Source organism: Szabonella alba (genome assembly GCF_016765775.1).
GTDB lineage: Bacteria > Pseudomonadota > Alphaproteobacteria > Rhodobacterales > Rhodobacteraceae > Szabonella > Szabonella alba.
Genome location: NZ_JAESVN010000001.1, coordinates 197892 through 212959, shown reverse-complemented (window position 1 = coordinate 212959; position 15068 = coordinate 197892). Strand labels below are relative to the sequence as shown.

12 protein-coding genes and 1 riboswitch are annotated in these 15068 nt (G+C 65.6%); of the genes, 4 read left to right on the top strand and 8 right to left on the bottom strand.

Annotated elements, in window-relative coordinates; all coding sequences use genetic code 11:
- Positions 1-16 precede the first annotated feature (16 nt).
- Positions 17-1924, top strand: a complete 1908-nt coding sequence (dnaK, locus tag JL811_RS00970) for a molecular chaperone DnaK (protein WP_202686351.1) — start codon at positions 17-19, stop codon at positions 1922-1924.
- Positions 1925-1993: 69 nt separating this feature from the next.
- Entirely contained in the window at positions 1994-3148 is a 1155-nt protein-coding gene (gene dnaJ / locus JL811_RS00965; RefSeq protein WP_202686350.1) for a molecular chaperone DnaJ, read from the top strand.
- 12 nt (positions 3149-3160) lie between these two features.
- On the opposite strand, the gene JL811_RS00960 is transcribed toward dnaJ, so the two are convergent.
- The 6 genes from JL811_RS00960 to thiB form a co-directional block, all read right to left on the bottom strand.
- On the bottom strand, positions 3161-3946 hold the full coding sequence (locus JL811_RS00960; RefSeq protein ID WP_202687146.1) for a 3'(2'),5'-bisphosphate nucleotidase CysQ: 786 nt from the start codon (positions 3944-3946) through the stop codon (positions 3161-3163).
- 73 nt (positions 3947-4019) lie between these two features.
- The gene (locus tag JL811_RS00955; RefSeq protein ID WP_202686349.1) at positions 4020-5363 is read right to left on the bottom strand and encodes a TldD/PmbA family protein; all 1344 of its coding nucleotides are present in this window, start codon (positions 5361-5363) and stop codon (positions 4020-4022) included.
- 92 nt (positions 5364-5455) lie between these two features.
- On the bottom strand, positions 5456-7033 hold the full coding sequence (locus JL811_RS00950) for a DUF2125 domain-containing protein (RefSeq protein ID WP_202686348.1): 1578 nt from the start codon (positions 7031-7033) through the stop codon (positions 5456-5458).
- Between the two features lie 229 nt (positions 7034-7262).
- Positions 7263-7961, bottom strand: a complete 699-nt coding sequence (locus JL811_RS00945) for a thiamine ABC transporter ATP-binding protein (RefSeq protein WP_202686347.1) — start codon at positions 7959-7961, stop codon at positions 7263-7265.
- The gene (locus JL811_RS00940; RefSeq protein ID WP_202686346.1) at positions 7948-9489 is read right to left on the bottom strand and encodes an ABC transporter permease subunit; all 1542 of its coding nucleotides are present in this window, start codon (positions 9487-9489) and stop codon (positions 7948-7950) included. Before JL811_RS00940 ends, JL811_RS00945 begins: the two co-directional genes overlap by 14 nt.
- The gene (gene thiB, locus JL811_RS00935) at positions 9465-10469 is read right to left on the bottom strand and encodes a thiamine ABC transporter substrate binding subunit (RefSeq protein WP_202686345.1); all 1005 of its coding nucleotides are present in this window, start codon (positions 10467-10469) and stop codon (positions 9465-9467) included. The genes JL811_RS00940 and thiB overlap by 25 nt, the downstream gene beginning before the upstream one ends.
- Positions 10470-10505: 36 nt before the next feature.
- Positions 10506-10612, bottom strand: a riboswitch (TPP riboswitch).
- Positions 10613-10754: 142 nt separating this feature from the next.
- Between thiB and JL811_RS00930 the strand changes: the two genes are divergently transcribed.
- Positions 10755-12107 (top strand): hypothetical protein, encoded by a 1353-nt coding sequence (locus JL811_RS00930; RefSeq protein WP_202686344.1) that lies wholly within the window; start codon positions 10755-10757, stop codon positions 12105-12107.
- Positions 12104-12874 (top strand): COG3904 family protein, encoded by a 771-nt coding sequence (locus tag JL811_RS00925; protein WP_202686343.1) that lies wholly within the window; start codon positions 12104-12106, stop codon positions 12872-12874. Before JL811_RS00930 ends, JL811_RS00925 begins: the two co-directional genes overlap by 4 nt.
- A gap of 59 nt (positions 12875-12933) precedes the next feature.
- On the opposite strand, the gene JL811_RS00920 is transcribed toward JL811_RS00925, so the two are convergent.
- Together JL811_RS00920 and petB are read right to left on the bottom strand one after the other, a co-directional pair.
- A complete protein-coding gene (locus JL811_RS00920; RefSeq protein WP_202686342.1) occupies positions 12934-13728 on the bottom strand; it encodes a cytochrome c1 in 795 nt (264 codons plus the stop codon).
- Between the two features lie 19 nt (positions 13729-13747).
- Positions 13748-15067: a cytochrome b gene (gene petB / locus JL811_RS00915; RefSeq protein WP_202686341.1), complete on the bottom strand. Its 1320-nt coding sequence runs from the start codon at positions 15065-15067 to the stop codon at positions 13748-13750.
- Between the last annotated feature and the right edge of the window lies 1 nt (position 15068).

Genomic DNA, 15068 nt, shown 5'->3' with positions numbered 1-15068 from the left:
AAGAAGAGGTATTATCATGGCCAAAGTCATCGGGATCGACCTCGGGACGACCAATAGCTGCGTTGCCATCATGGATGGTTCGCAACCCCGGGTGATCGAAAATTCGGAAGGCGCACGCACGACGCCCTCCATCGTCGGCTTCACGGAAGGAGAGCGGCTGGTCGGCCAGCCCGCCAAGCGTCAGGCTGTCACCAACCCTGCCAACACGGTCTTTGCCGTCAAGCGCCTGATCGGGCGCCGTCTGGACGACAGCCATGTGGCGAAAGACAAGAAGAACCTCCCCTATTCGCTGGTCGATGGTGGCAATGGCGATGCCTGGGTCGAGGTGCGTGGCGAAAAATACTCCCCCAGCCAGATTTCCGCCTTCATCCTTCAGAAGATGAAGGAAACCGCCGAGGCCTATCTGGGCGAAAGCGTGACTCAGGCCGTCATCACGGTGCCCGCCTATTTCAACGACGCCCAGCGTCAGGCCACCAAGGATGCGGGCAAGATCGCCGGTCTGGAAGTGCTGCGCATCATCAACGAGCCGACGGCGGCAGCACTGGCCTATGGGCTGGACAAGAAGGAAAGCCGCACCATCGCGGTCTATGACCTTGGCGGCGGCACGTTCGACATCACCATTCTGGAAATCGACGACGGGTTGTTCGAGGTCAAATCCACCAACGGGGATACGTTCCTTGGTGGCGAAGACTTCGACATGCGGATCGTCAATTATCTGGCCGACGAGTTCAAGAAGGAACACAATGTCGACCTGACCCAGGACAAGATGGCGCTGCAACGCCTGAAGGAAGCCGCCGAAAAGGCCAAGATCGAGCTTTCGTCCAGCCAGCAGACCGAGATCAACCAGCCGTTCATCTCGATGGACCGCAATTCCGGCACGCCGCTGCACATGGTCATGAAACTGACCCGCTCCAAGCTGGAGCAACTGGTCGGTGATCTGATCAAGGCGTCGATCAAGCCTTGCCAGGCCGCGCTCAAGGATGCGGGCCTGTCCACGTCGGATATCGACGAGGTGGTGCTGGTCGGCGGCATGACGCGGATGCCGAAAGTGATCGAGGAAGTCACCAAGTTCTTCGGCAAGGAACCCCATAAGGGCGTGAACCCGGATGAGGTGGTCGCGCTTGGTGCCGCCATTCAGGCCGGTGTGCTGCAAGGTGACGTTAAGGACGTCGTGCTGCTGGACGTGACCCCGCTGTCGCTGGGCATCGAAACGCTGGGTGGTGTGTTCACCCGGCTGATCGACCGCAACACGACGATCCCGACCAAGAAAAGCCAGGTTTTCTCGACCGCCGAGGACAACCAGAACGCCGTGACGATCCGGGTGTTCCAGGGCGAGCGCGAAATGGCCGCCGACAACAAGATGCTGGGCCAGTTCAACCTTGAGAACATCCCCCCGGCACCGCGCGGCATGCCCCAGATCGAGGTGACCTTCGACATCGACGCCAACGGCATCGTGTCGGTCGGCGCCAAGGACAAGGGCACCGGCAAGGAGCAGAAGATCACCATTCAGGCCTCGGGCGGTCTGTCCGATGACGAGATCGAAAAGATGGTGAAGGATGCCGAGGCCAATGCCGAGGCCGACAAGGAGCGCCGCGAACTGGTGGAAACCCGCAATCAGGCCGAAAGCCTGCTGCATTCCACCAAGAAATCGCTGGAAGAGCATGGCGACAAGGTGGACCCCTCCACCGTCGAGGCCATCGAACTGGCGATGCAGCCGCTTGAAGAGGCGCTGAAGGGTGAAGAGGTCGGCAAGATCAAATCCGGCATGCAGAACCTGACCGAAGCGGCGATGAAGCTGGGTGAGGCGATCTACAAGGCGACGCAGGCCGAGGCCGAAGCCGCCGGTGAGGAAGGCCCCCGCTCGGTCGACGATGATATCGTCGATGCCGATTTCGAAGATCTGGGCGACGGCAAGCGGAAGTAACGCCGCAGGAACCGGAGGGGGCGGCCTGCTATCGGGCCGCCCCGCTTCGTTTGCCGGAGGGGAATTTCAATGGCAAAACGCGATTTTTACGAGGTTCTGGGGGTTGCGCGCGAGGCCTCTGCCGAAGAGCTGAAAAAGGCCTATCGCAGCAAGGCCAAGGAACTGCATCCAGACCGCAATTCCGGCAATCCCAATGCCGAGGCCCAGTTCAAGGAAGTGAACGAGGCCTATGACGTGTTGAAGGATGCCGAGCGCAAGGCGGCCTATGACCGGTTCGGCCATGCGGCCTTTGAGGGCGGTATGGGCGGGGCCGGGCGCGGGCGTCCCGGTCCGGGAGGCGGTCAGGGCGATTTCGCCTCGGCCTTCTCGGATGTGTTCGAGGATCTGTTCGGCGATTTCATGGGCGGGCGCGGCGGCGGGCAACAGCGATCCCGCGCGCAGCGCGGATCGGATCTGCGCTATAACCTTCGGGTGACGCTGGAAGAAAGCTTTGCCGGCGTTCAGAAGACGATCAATGTACCGACCTCGGTCGCCTGCGATACCTGTCGGGGCACCGGGGCCGAGGGCGGCGCCGAACCTGTGACCTGCCCGACCTGTTCGGGCATGGGCAAGGTGCGCGCGCAGCAGGGTTTCTTTACCATCGAACGCACCTGTCCCACCTGCAACGGCATGGGCCAGACGATCAAGAATCCCTGCAAGGTCTGCCACGGGGCGGGCCGGGTGGAACAGGACCGCGCCCTGTCGGTCAATATTCCGGCCGGTGTCGAAACCGGCACGCGGATCCGGCTGGCTGGTGAGGGCGAGGCCGGTCTGCGCGGCGGTCCTTCGGGTGATCTCTATATTTTCATCGAGGTGAAGGAGCACGCGATTTTCCAGCGCGAAAGCGTGCATCTGTTCTGCCGCGTCCCGGTATCGATGCCGACCGCCGCCATGGGCGGTGAGGTCGAGGTGCCCACAATCGACGGCGGCAAAAGCCGCGTGAAAGTGCCGCCGGGCAGCCAGACCGGCAAGCAGATGCGCCTGCGCGGCAAGGGCATGCCCGCCCTGCGTGGCGGCGGTTCGGGCGATATGCTGATCGAGCTAGCCGTGGAAACCCCGGTCAACCTGACCTCGCGGCAAAAAGAATTGCTGCGCGAGTTCGAAAAGCTGAGCGAAGACAACAATCCCGAAGGGTCGAGCTTCTTTTCGAAGGTGCGCCAGTTCTGGGACGGAATGAAGGGCTGACGGCAGGCGCTGTCAGCCTGCTCCATCCTTCCGCGTCTCACCGGATGCGGAAGGACCAAGCCGGTGGCGCATCAGATCGGCATGCAGGCCCGGGGCCGCCGCGATGACACCGGCATTGCGCGGATCGGATCCGTTGAAGACCAGCCCCTGCCCCGCCCCATCTGTCACCACCGCCCCGGCCCGTTCGGCAATCAGTGCCCCGGCGGCGATGTCCCAGTCCCATGTCGGGCGCAGCATCAGCATCCCGTCATAGCGCCCTTCGGCCACCAGACACAGCCGATAGGCCAGCGAGGGGCGAAAGCCTGTGCGCAGGTCGGGCACACCACCGGGCCACTCCTCGGGCCGCAGATTGGCGCGTGAGGTCAGAATCCGCGCTCCCGGAACCCCGGCCTGCGCGCTGGCCAGAACGGGTTGCCCGTCGCGGGTCGCGATCCCACCCGCCACTGCGGCATAAAGCCGGTCACGCGCGGGCAGATAGACCACACCGGTCACCACCCGCCCGTCCTCAACCACCGCAAGGCTGATGGCAAAACTTTCCTCACCGGCGATGAAGGCGCGGGTGCCGTCGATCGGGTCGACCACGAAAATGCGCCACGTGGCCCCCCGCGCGTCATGTTCGGCGCTTTCCTCGGACAGCCAGCCGTAATCGGGACGCGCGGCGCGCAGGATGTCCGACAGACAGCGATCCACGGCCAGATCGGCCTCGGTCACCGGCCCTTCCCCCAGACCCTTGTCGCGGATCGCGTAATCGCCTTTCCAATAGCGCAGCGCCACCGCACCGGCGGCACGCGCCGCCATGGTCAGCAAGCCAAGATCGGCCCCCGCATCAGGCCCGCGCGCCGGCGCGAAGGCGGAAACATCCGCTGCCGCCTCACGCCCCGGCAAGCGTCATCCCCTCGACCAGCAGCGACGGAACCCGCGTTGACAAATGCGCCCGCGCATCATCGGCCGCCGTGATCCGCAGCAGCATCTGGCGCAGATTGCCCGCGATGGTGCATTCATTGACCGGATAGGCGATTTCACCACCTTCCACCCAGAAGCCCGAGGCCCCGCGCGAATAATCCCCGGTGTTCGGGTTGATGGTCGATCCGATCAGCCCCGTCACCAGCAGGCCCGTTCCCATCGCCGCGATCAGATCCGCGCGGCTTTGCCCGCCCGGTGTCAGGTCGATATTCGAGGTGGCGGGCGAAGGTGGCGACGACGTTCCCCGCGCCGCCGAAGCGGTCGAACTCATGCCCAGCTTGCGCGCCGTGGCAAGATCCAGCGTCCAGCCCTGCAGGACGCCATCCGCCACGATCAGCCGTCTGGCCGTCGCCAACCCTTCCGCATCAAAGGGACGCGAGCCGGAAACCCGGGGGCGCAGCGGATCCTCGATCACCGTAAATCCGGCAGGCAGCACCTGCTGGCCCAGCGCATCGCGCAGCCAGCCGGACCCGCGCGCCACCGTCGCCCCGTTCACCGCCGACAGCAGATGCCCGATCAAGGATGAGGCGATGCGTTCATCATAAAGCACCGGAAAGCTGCCGGTGCGGGGCCTGCGCGCCCCGGCCCGCGCCAGCGCCCGTTCCGCCGCCAGCGCGCCCACGCCCGACGCCTCGGGCAGATCGGCGGAATGGATGCGCCCTTCGGCGGCCCAGTCGCGCTCCATTCCGGTGCCGTTGCCGGTGAAGGCCACGGCGGAAACCGACCGCGATGTGCGGGCATAGCCCCCCGCAAAACCGTTGCTGGCGGCCAGATGGACCTGGCGGCGCGCATGGCTGGCCGAGGCCTCGACCTGCGTGATCCCGGCCCGGGTCATCGCGCCCGACTCGGCCTCCCGCGCATCGGCCTCAAGCTGTGCGGCATCGGGATCGGCCGCCGGATCGGCCAGTTCCAGCGCTGCGATATCCCAGTTGCGGATCAACTGATCGGATGCGGCCAGCCCGGCATAGGGGTCTTCGGGCGCCTCACGCGCCATGGCGACGGCCCGTTCGGCCATTTCGGTGATGGTCCGGTCGGACCTGTCCGAGACCGAGACACAGGCCTGCCGCTGGCCGACCAGCACCCGCAGACCCAGTTCCAGCCCCTCGGCGCGCTCGGCCTGTTCCAGCTTGCCCGCACGGATATCAATGGAAACCGACTGCCCCTCGACCGCCATGGCATCCGCCGCATCCGCCCCGGCCTGCCGCGCCGCGCGCAGCAGGCTTTCGGTCAGTCGCTCAAGCGTATCGGTCATGTCCATTCTCCCGCCGGTTCGGTCAGCAGGTAATCGGTCACGCCCGGCTCTGCAAGCCGGGGAGGCGGTATTCAAAGCCGCCGCCGCGCCCTTCAGGGGCCGAAGGGCAGCGGCACGCCATTGGCAAACACCCCATCGGGGCGTGATTCGATTTCGGTCACGAAACTGTCCTCCCCCTCACCGGGGCGGGCATACATGGCGGTGGCCATGCCAAAGCCGATTGCGGCCGAGGGGTCCAGCAGTCCCAGTTCCATCAGCTTGCCCATCAGGGCAGTGGCCCCGGTCAGCGACAGCGACAGGTTGCCCTGCGGCACGGGCGCCAGCCCGCCCAGCATCGGCGGCTGGCTGTTGTCAAAGGTCATGCCGCCATTGGCGGTCAGTTCGGCCCCGGCAAGGCCCAGCCGCAATTCGCGGATATCCAGTTGTTCAAATTCCGCCGGCGGGCCTTCGACTGCGGCCATGGCCTCCGGGTCCAGCGGATCGGCAAGGGTCCGCATCCGTCCGCCCAAATCCAGCACCACTGTCGCCGGGTCGCGCGGCAGGGTCTCTTCGGGATCGACCATCGCCCACAGCTCATCCGGGGGGGCAAGGCCCTCCACCCGCAAGGCAAGGGCGAAATCCTCGGCGCTGTCCGTGCTGGCGGCGGGCAGGTCGAATTGCAGCCCCGCATTCTCCAGCGTCAGGGTGATCGGGGGCAGCGGCTCCCCTCCGCCCACAGCGGCAAACCGGGCGTCGTCCATGCGGATCGTGCTTTGCCCGATCCCCAGATCATAGGTCATGCGGCGGGCATCCAGCGCGTTGCGGATATGGCCAGAATCGGTTTCAACCCTGTATTCGGATCTTTGCCCGTCACGGTCGGTCCCGCCCATGACAAGGCTTGCCCCCTGATGGGTCATTTCAAAGGACACCGCGCCACCCGCCGCCGTGAAGGCACCTGGCGTCGCATTTTGTGGATCGGGCAGCACCGGCAGGGTCGCATTCGCCGTGCCATCAAGACCGTCCAGATGCAGATCGAGCGCATAGGGTCCGCCCTCGCCGGGAATTTCGGGCGATCGGACCGACAGTTCCATGCTCTGCGTGGCCGAGCTTGAGGCAACCTTCATCGGATCGCCGGGTGTCACATCATACCCCTGACGGAACCCCGCAAGGACCATGGTCCATTCTGTCGGGTTCGGCTCACCGTCGATCACCAGATCCCGCCCGGCAATTTCCAGATCGTCGGCAAGGAATTCATACGAAATTTCCGCCGGCTCCCCGCTTGCGATCAGTGTGGCGCCGGTCTGGTCGATCTCCAGCGTTGTGGACACGCGCTTGCCCGCCTCGGGTGTCAGGTCAAGCTGCATCGCGTAGCGGTCCGACAGGGTGACGGTCACGCTGCCATTCCCGGTCTCGCGCATCTCGATCCGGGGGATCACGCCCGAGGCGCTGGCCTCGGGACTGATCACAGAGATGGCCACATCGGACAGGATCAGATCCCCGCCTTCGCGGCTGGTCTGACCGGGTCGAAGCGTCTGACCCGAGACCGCAGCCAGATCCTGCCAGTTCTGCCAGACCTGATCGGCGGTCAGATCGGCGCGCGCGGTCGCCGGGAGGCCGATAAGAGCCAAAGCCAGAAAGGGCGCCAGCAAGGGCGCAGCGGAAGAGACGGGAACACAGGCGGAGCGGGGCATGGGACGGGCCTTTTGTTCGACAACTGTTCCCTTCAACATCATGCGCCACCCTGTCCGGGTCAAGATCAGGCGGTCCGGAACATCCGCTTTCCGGCGAATCTGCGCCGCAGGGATCGGTCCGGAGTGACCGGGCGGGGCCGGGACCGGCGGGGCAAGGACCTGTCGCTGCACGCCCCCGCATGCTGGCAGGCGGTGGCGCGGATCGCCTAAGAGCCGGGGAAGGTCGCGTTCAGCCCTTGCCCAGATAGGCGGCCAGCGCGGGCCGGGGATCGTCCAGCAGGGTGGCCGTCGGCTGTGGCGGATGCGCCAACCCGTCAGCGACAAGACTGGTCAGCGGGGCGAAACGGCGCGCATCCCTTGGGTCATGGGTCACCATCAACACGGTGGTGCCCGCCCTGACGGTGATCTCCTCCAGCAGGGTCAGCATCTCGGATTTCAGCGCCGGGCCAAGGGCGGCGAAAGGTTCATCCAGCAGCAGCAAGGGCCGGTCGCGCAGGATCGCCCTTGCCAGCGCCGCGCGGCCCTGCTGCCCGCCCGAAAGCTGTGCGGGGCGCCGCCCGCCCAGTCCGGCAAGGCCGGTCCGTTCCAGCGCGCCCTCGGTCCGCGCGTGATCGGCGGCGGTCAGACGCAGCGACGGGTTGAGGCCCAGCCCGACATTCTGTGCGATGGTCAGATGCGGAAACAGGTTCTGATCCTGAAACAGCATCGTCACCGGCCGCTTGCCCGGCGCCAACGCGGTGATGTCCTGCCCGTGCCACAGAATGCGGCCCGCTTCAGGGGCCAGAAACCCCGCCAGTGCCGACAGCAGCGTCGATTTCCCCCCGCCCGAAGGACCGATCACCGCCAGTCGCGCGCCCGCCTGCAGATCCCATTCCGCGCGCAGCCCGAAGGTGCCCTGCCGCAGGTCCAGCCCTTCAAGCCGCAGCATGGTGCCGCCCCCATCTGTCAAAGATCCAGAACAGCCCGAAGCTGAGCACCACCAGCAACAACGCCGCCGAGGCCGCCGTCTGCGTGCGGAAAGACCCCATCAACTGCTGAACCATCAGGGGCAGCGTCAGTTCCCGTTCTGTCGCGAACAGGGCGATAACGCCCAGATCCCCCATCGAAAAGGCGGCGGCAATCCCGGCGGCAAAGCCCGCAGGACGGGCCAGACGCGGCAGGATCAGATAGCGCAGCCGCGCCAGCCCCGGCATGTCCAGCGACCGCGCAAGGCGGGCGTGATCCTCGTCCAGCCGCCTTGCATCGGCGGCAAGGATGCGAAAGGCGAAAGGCAACGCCAGCAGTGCATTGACCAGCATCGTCACCGGCAGCGCCAGATCGGCGGGCCGGACCAGCGGCAGCGCGATCAGGAACAGCCCCGTCCCCAGCACCAGTGAGGAGGAGGCGAGCGGCAGCGTGGCGGCCAGCCCGGGCCAGACCCGGCCCGGTCGCGCGGCAGCCAGCGCGAGTGGCAGCGCGACAGCCATGGTCAGTGCGGTGCTGCACAGCGCGACCACGATGGATCGCAGCGCCGCCTGCCAGACCTGTGGCGGCAGGCTGGCCAGCCCCGGCAGGCCCCGCAGCAGCACCGCCGCCAGCGGCAAAAGCAGAAATCCCGCCGCCAGCAGGATCACGACCGCGTCCAGCACACGGACAATCCCGCCGGGCGCAGGCGGCGCCCCGGTCCGGCCCAGACCGGCGCCGAAACCTTCGGGCCGCGCAATCCGGCCTGCAAGGGCAAAGGCCGCCGCGCAAAGCAGGAACTGCACCAGCGCCAGCCGCGCGGCGGCGGGCAGGTCAAACTCAAACCGCAGCGCCTGATAGATCGCCAGCTCAACCGTCGTGGCCGAAGGCCCGCCCCCCATCGTCAGCGCCACCGCGAAACTGGACAGGCAGATGGTGAAAATCACCAGCGCCGCCCCCGGCAGCACCGCGCGCAACATCGGCCATTCGATATGGCGGAACAGATCGCGCGCGCCGAACCCCAAGGATGCAGCAAGGCGGAACCGTTCCGCCGGGATCGCCTGCCAGCCCTGCAGCAGCAGCCGCACCGCCAGCGGCAGGTTGAAGAACACATGCGCCAGAACAACCCCTTGCAGCCCGTAAAGCGGCACGGGCGGCAGGCCCGCCAGCGCAAGGATCTGGCTGAACCAGCCCGCCCGGCCAAAGACCGCGATCAGGCCCAGAACCGCCACGATCGTGGGCAGCAGAAAGGGTGCGCCCAGCAATGTCACCAGCGTCTCACGCCCCCGGAACCGCCGCCGCGCCAGCGCGCGGGCCACCGGCACCGCCAGCAGCACCGAAACCAGCGCCGACAGCGCCGCCTGCGTGACGGTAAAGCGGATCGCGGCCAGATCAGCCGGGCCAAGCGAGAACGCCCCGAGCCGCAGGCCCAGGGCAAGCAGCGGGGCCGCCAGCAGCAGCAGGATTGCCGCCGCCAGCGCCGCCGCGATCAGCGTGACAGCGCGGCCTGCCATTCGGCCAGCGCATCCGCCCGCAGCGCCGCCGCGTCATCGGCGGGCAGCAGCAGCGAGGTCTCGGGGCGAATCATCCAGTCAAACCCGTCGGGCAGCCCCTCATCCGGCATATGGGCGGGATACATCCAGTTGGTCGTCGGCAGGATCTTCTGGAACTCATCGCTGGCCATGAAGCGCAGGAAGCGGTCGGCCAGTTCCGGCTCGGGCGCTGCGGCCAGCTTGCCCGCCAGTTCGATCTGAAGGTAATGCCCTTCGGCAAAGGCAGCGGCGGATTTGCTGTCATCGCCTTCCGCAATCAGGTGATAGGCTGGCGAGGTGGTGTAGGACAGAACCATATCCGCCTCCCCCTCAAGGAACATCGCATAGCTTTCCGACCAGCCCGGCGTCACAGACAGGATATTGTCGGCCAGCGCCTGCCAGATTTCGGGTGCGCGGTCGCCGTAAGCGGCCTTGACCCACATCAGCAATCCCAGCCCGGGGGTCGAGGATCGCGGGTCCTGAATAACCACTTTCAGATCCGAGGCGGCCAGTTCCTCGAAACTTCCCGGTGCCTCGGGCAGGCGGTTGCGGTCATGGACAAAGGCGAACCAGCCCCAGTCAAAGGGCCGGAACAGCGGGTCGTCGAACTCCACCGGCAGATCATGCGGCAGATCCGTGATGCCATGCGGCGCGAACAGCCCGCTTTGTGCCGCCGCCGCCGTCAGGTTGGTATCCAGCCCCAGCACGACCGAGGCCTCGGACCGCGGGCCTTCAAGCTGCACACGGGCCAGCAATGCGGCACCATCACCTGCGCCGATGATGCGCAGATCGCAGCCGCAGACCGCCTCGAACGCGGTCTCGATGGCCGGTCCCGGCCCCCATTCCGAGGTGAAGCTGTCATAGGCCAGCACAGTCAGCACGGGCTTGTCATCGGCGCGGGTTTCGGGTGCCACCATCGCGGTAGCAGCCGCAAGACCCAGCGCAAGGAACGGATGTTTCATGTCATCTCTCCATCTGCGACGGGCGGAGTCGGGATGGCACGAACCATTCACCTTCCCTCCGCCGGTATGATCCGGTTCAGGTTCAACGGGTTCACGGATCGCTCCGCATCTCAGCCCGCTGCCGGGCACCCCGAGGTAAGGCAAACCATAGCGCCCATAGTCACAACCGCAAGGGCATTCGCCCTCTCCCTGCCGGTCACATTCCGGACAGGCAGCGCGCCAGACCATTGCCAAGCGCGCCGGGTTGCGCAAGCTGGGCGTTCTGAAACGGGGACGGAACGGACGATGGACCGCACAAGCGAACGGCTGACCACGGCAGAGACGCAAGGGCTGCGCTATGCCAAGGAACTGGAAGGCCATGTCACATGGCTGGACAATATCACCGGGCCCGCGCTTGGCGTTCTGGCCACGGCCTCGGGGATCTATACCTATCTGGGGGTCTCGTCGCTGCTGGATCAGACCGGGGCGCTTTCGTTCTTTGCGGCCCTGTCCTATTCCATCGCCGTGTCGGTCGGGATCTTTGTATTCTGGACCTATATGATGCGGCTTCTGCCCGCCGTGCGCACGATGGGTGCGCGGATCGGGCTGCTTTTGTCGATGGCGCTTGGATCGCTGGCCATTATCGCGATGTCCAGCTGGCTGAACGCGGCGGCATTGGCGGGCACCGCAGCGGTGGAACAGCATTTGGCGCGTACCGTGCAGGATTATCAGACCTCGCTGGAGCGCGCGCATACAATCGCGGTTTCCGCGCAGGGGCTGGAACTGGATGTCGCCCGGGTGCGGCAAAGCTTTCAGGATCTGAGCGAGCAAGAGGCGACCGGTGATCTGTCGGGCCTTGCCGGGCGTGGGGCGGTGTTCCGCGTCCTGCGCCAGAAATCGGATGAACTGGCCGGCCTTGAGGCGCAGATTGCCACGCAGCAGCCGCTGGTCAACGCGGCCTTTGCCGAGGGCAATTCGATCCTGTCGCGGATGCGCACCCTGACCGTCGAACCCGGCCCGGTCGAGACGCGCAGCGTGGCCTTTTCCGAGGAGGCGGTGCGGCTGGCGGGCATCATCACGCAGTTGCGCCAGTTGTCGGTGGCGCCGCTTGTTTCCCGCGCCGCGCAAGATCTGGCGGAATCGGTCATCCTGCCCGAACTGGACGGCCGCACCGGTGAGGCGCGGGGCAACCAGCAAAGCACGATCACCTCCGTCCTTGGCCTGCTGGCCCAGCGGGCCGATACATTGCGGCTGGCGGCCGAGGGGGTGATGGCGATGACGCCCCCCGCCGACACGACCTATACGCCGATTTCCACGGCCGATGCCGTGATCCTTTATGCCGCGAACTTCGTGCCAAGCTGGGCGGGGGCCATTGCCATCGACCTGCTTCCGGCGGTTCTGGTCTTCATGATGGCGATCACGCAGGCGGCGATCCGGTCGGGCAAGTCCCGCATCGGGATCGAGGACACGATGACGCTGGCCGAACTGCGCGCCGCAATGCAAGCCGTGCGGGAGGTCGAGGGCGCGCTGGAGCGGGAACCGCCCGCAGCAGCCCCGTCCGATCCACCCGCCCCTGACGTGCCCGAAGGGGTACCGCAGCCCCCCTCCCTTGCCGAGGTGAAGCCCATCGGCCCGGCTTACGGCCCCGCCAGCCGATGAGGCGCAGCCTGTCCACGCGCGGCGTGCTGGCGGGTCTGCTGCTGGCGCAGATCGGTCTGGCCACGGTGATGGCGGGCAGTGATCTGCTGCCCACCCTGCCCCGCCTGCTGTCGCCTGCCAATGAACCGGCCTTTGACGTGCCGGTGCGCCCGGGCGACCAGACCCGGCGCTACCGTCCGGGCAACATGCCGCTGGCGCCGTCGCGTGAGGGCAATCCCGACCGCCCCTTCCGCAGCACTGGCGACATGCCCGAGCGCCTGACCTTCCTGCGTGAGGGCGATGTGCTGCTGCTGACCGGTGGCATTGCCGAGGGCGATTCGCGGCGGTTCGAGGAATGGCTGATGGCGGAAGGCGGGCTTGCGACGGTCAGGCTCAATTCCCCCGGGGGTGCTGTGGAAGAGGCGCTGAGCATCGCACGACAGATCCGTGAGGCGGATCTGGACAGTGTGATGGAAGCGGGGGATATCTGCCTTTCGGCCTGCCCTTATATCCTTGCGGGCGGGGTGAACCGCAGCGTCGACCCCGAGGCGCAGGTCGGCCTGCATCAGCACTATTTCGGAGCCAGCACCATCCTGCCGGCCTTCATCGCTGCCGAGGATATCCAGCGCGGTCAGGCCCGGGTGATGGAGCTTTTCCTTGACCTGGGCATTGACCCGGCAGTGATGCGCCATGCGCTCGCCACCCCGCCCGAGGCGATCTATGTCCTGCTGCCGGAAGAACTGGAGCGCTACCGCCTGATCTGGACCGAGCCAGAGCCCGAAGACTGAAAAACCCCGCCCGGTGAAACGGGCGGGGTTTTGTCATGGTTCAGAAAGTCACAGATCAATCAGGCCTCGACCTTGTAGCCTTTCGCACGCGCCCAGATCCGCTTGTTGGTCAGATAGAGCAGGGCCGAAAACACCGCCAGAAAGATCACCGCTGTCAGGCCGACCTGCTTGCGCGCCATCATCTTGGGTTCCGCCGTCCACATCAGGAAGGCCGACATATCCTCGGACATCTGGCTGACCGTCGCTTCGGTGCCATCGGCATAGGTGACCTGCCCATCGGAAAGCGGCGGGCCCATCGCGATCCAGCCGCCCGGGAAGGCGGTGTTCGCGTAGAAGATGGACCCTGCTTCTTCTTTCTCCTCACCGGTATAGCCGGTCAGCAGCGAGTAGATATATTCCGGCCCGCCGATCCCCTTGAACAGCTGGTTGATCCCCAGCCCGTAGGGTCCATGGAACCCGGCGCGCGCCTTGGCCATCAGGCTCAGGTCCGGGGCGGTTGCCATGCCCGACACCGGGAAATGGTCGGTCGCAAGACGGTCGCGATCCTCACCGGTTTCCGCGTCGATAACCGGGTTCAGCATCGCCGCATAGGCGCGGACCTGATCGGCCGGAATTTCCGGCCCGCCCGGATCCGACAGGGTACGGATCGGCACATATCTGAGGCCGTGGCAGGCCGAACAGACCTCGGTATAGACCTGCAACCCGCGCTGAAGCTGGTTGCGGTCGAAGCTGCCGAAGGGCCCTTCGAAGCTGAAGGCCTTGTCGGTGATCTCACCGGCAGGACCGGCCGCCATCGCAGCCCCGCCCGTCAGGGCGAGGGCAGAAATGGCGCTGAGTGCAATTTTGCGAAACATCCTCATTCGTCCTTTTCTGTCACTCTGCCGGGTTCGTGTCGGGGTAATGCGCCTTGAAGTCATCCTCGATCGTTGCCGGTTGCGGCAGCGGTTTCTCGATCACGCCCAGAAGCGGCAGGATCACGAGGAAATAGGCGAACCAATAGGCCGAAGCGATCAGCGAAATCCAGTCATAGGGGGATTCGGCAGGCATCGCGCCGACCCACATCAGCACCATGAAGTCGACGCAAAGCAGCGCGAACCACCATTTGAACATCGGACGATACCGGCCCGAGCGCACCGACGAGGTGTCCAGCCAGGGCGCCAGCGCCATCACCGCGATTGCACCGAACATCGCCAGCACGCCGAAGAACTTGGCGTCGATGATCCCGAAGCTGAGGAACTGCACCAGCTGCACCACCCAGACATCGGCGGTGAAGGCGCGCAGGATCGCGTAGAACGGCAGGAAATACCATTCCGGCACGATATGCGCGGGCGTCGCCAGCGCGTTCGCCTCGATATAGTTGTCCGGGTGGCCCAGATAGTTCGGCATGAAGCCGACGATGGCGAAGAACACCAGCAGGATCACGGCCAGCGCGAACAGGTCCTTGATGACGAAATAGGGCCAGAAGGGCAGCGTGTCCTTTTCCGACTCGGCCTTCGAGGTGCGGCGCACCTCAACCCCGGTCGGGTTGTTGTTGCCGGTGTGGTGGAAGGCCCAGATATGCACCGCGACCAGCGCCGCAATCACGAAGGGCAGCAGGTAATGCAGGCTGAAGAAGCGGTTCAGCGTGGCATTGTCCACCGCAGGCCCGCCCAGCAGCCATTCCTGAATGACCGGACCGATGCCGGGGATCGCGCCGAACAGGCCGGTGATGACCGTGGCACCCCAGAACGACATCTGACCCCAGGGCAGCACATAGCCCATGAAGGCCGTCGCCATCATCAGAAGATAGATGATCATGCCGATGATCCAGGTCACCTCACGCGGCGCCTTGTAGGAGCCGTAATAGAGACCCCGGAAGATGTGCAGATAGACCGCAATGAAGAACAGCGAAGCGCCGTTCTGATGCAGGTAGCGCAGCATATGGCCGCCATTCACGTTGCGCATGATATGTTCGACCGATGCGAAGGCCATGTCGACATGCGGCGTGTAATGCATCACCAGCACGATGCCGGTGATGATCTGCATCGCCAGACAGAAGGTCAGCACGATGCCCCAGATCCACATCCAGTTCAGGTTCTTGGGCGTGGGAATCATCAGGGTGTCATAAAGCAGCCCGACAATCGGCAGGCGCTTGTGGAGCCATTTCTCGGCGCCCGTTTTGGGTTCGTAATGGTCGTGCGGAATACCGGCCATG

Bases quoted from the DNA above. Each gene is read 5' to 3' on its own strand.
- dnaK (WP_202686351.1), top strand. From the start codon at position 17: ATGGCCAAAGTCATCGGGATCGACCTCGGGACGACCAATAGCTGCGTT.
- dnaJ (WP_202686350.1), top strand. From the start codon at position 1,994: ATGGCAAAACGCGATTTTTACGAGGTTCTGGGGGTTGCGCGCGAGGCC.
- JL811_RS00960 (WP_202687146.1), bottom strand. From the start codon at position 3,946: ATGGCGGCGCGTGCCGCCGGTGCGGTGGCGCTGCGCTATTGGAAAGGC.
- JL811_RS00955 (WP_202686349.1), bottom strand. From the start codon at position 5,363: ATGACCGATACGCTTGAGCGACTGACCGAAAGCCTGCTGCGCGCGGCG.
- JL811_RS00950 (WP_202686348.1), bottom strand. From the start codon at position 7,033: ATGCCCCGCTCCGCCTGTGTTCCCGTCTCTTCCGCTGCGCCCTTGCTG.
- JL811_RS00945 (WP_202686347.1), bottom strand. From the start codon at position 7,961: ATGCTGCGGCTTGAAGGGCTGGACCTGCGGCAGGGCACCTTCGGGCTG.
- JL811_RS00940 (WP_202686346.1), bottom strand. From the start codon at position 9,489: ATGGCAGGCCGCGCTGTCACGCTGATCGCGGCGGCGCTGGCGGCGGCA.
- thiB (WP_202686345.1), bottom strand. From the start codon at position 10,469: ATGAAACATCCGTTCCTTGCGCTGGGTCTTGCGGCTGCTACCGCGATG.
- JL811_RS00930 (WP_202686344.1), top strand. From the start codon at position 10,755: ATGGACCGCACAAGCGAACGGCTGACCACGGCAGAGACGCAAGGGCTG.
- JL811_RS00925 (WP_202686343.1), top strand. From the start codon at position 12,104: ATGAGGCGCAGCCTGTCCACGCGCGGCGTGCTGGCGGGTCTGCTGCTG.
- JL811_RS00920 (WP_202686342.1), bottom strand. From the start codon at position 13,728: ATGTTTCGCAAAATTGCACTCAGCGCCATTTCTGCCCTCGCCCTGACG.
- petB (WP_202686341.1), bottom strand. From the start codon at position 15,067: ATGGCCGGTATTCCGCACGACCATTACGAACCCAAAACGGGCGCCGAG.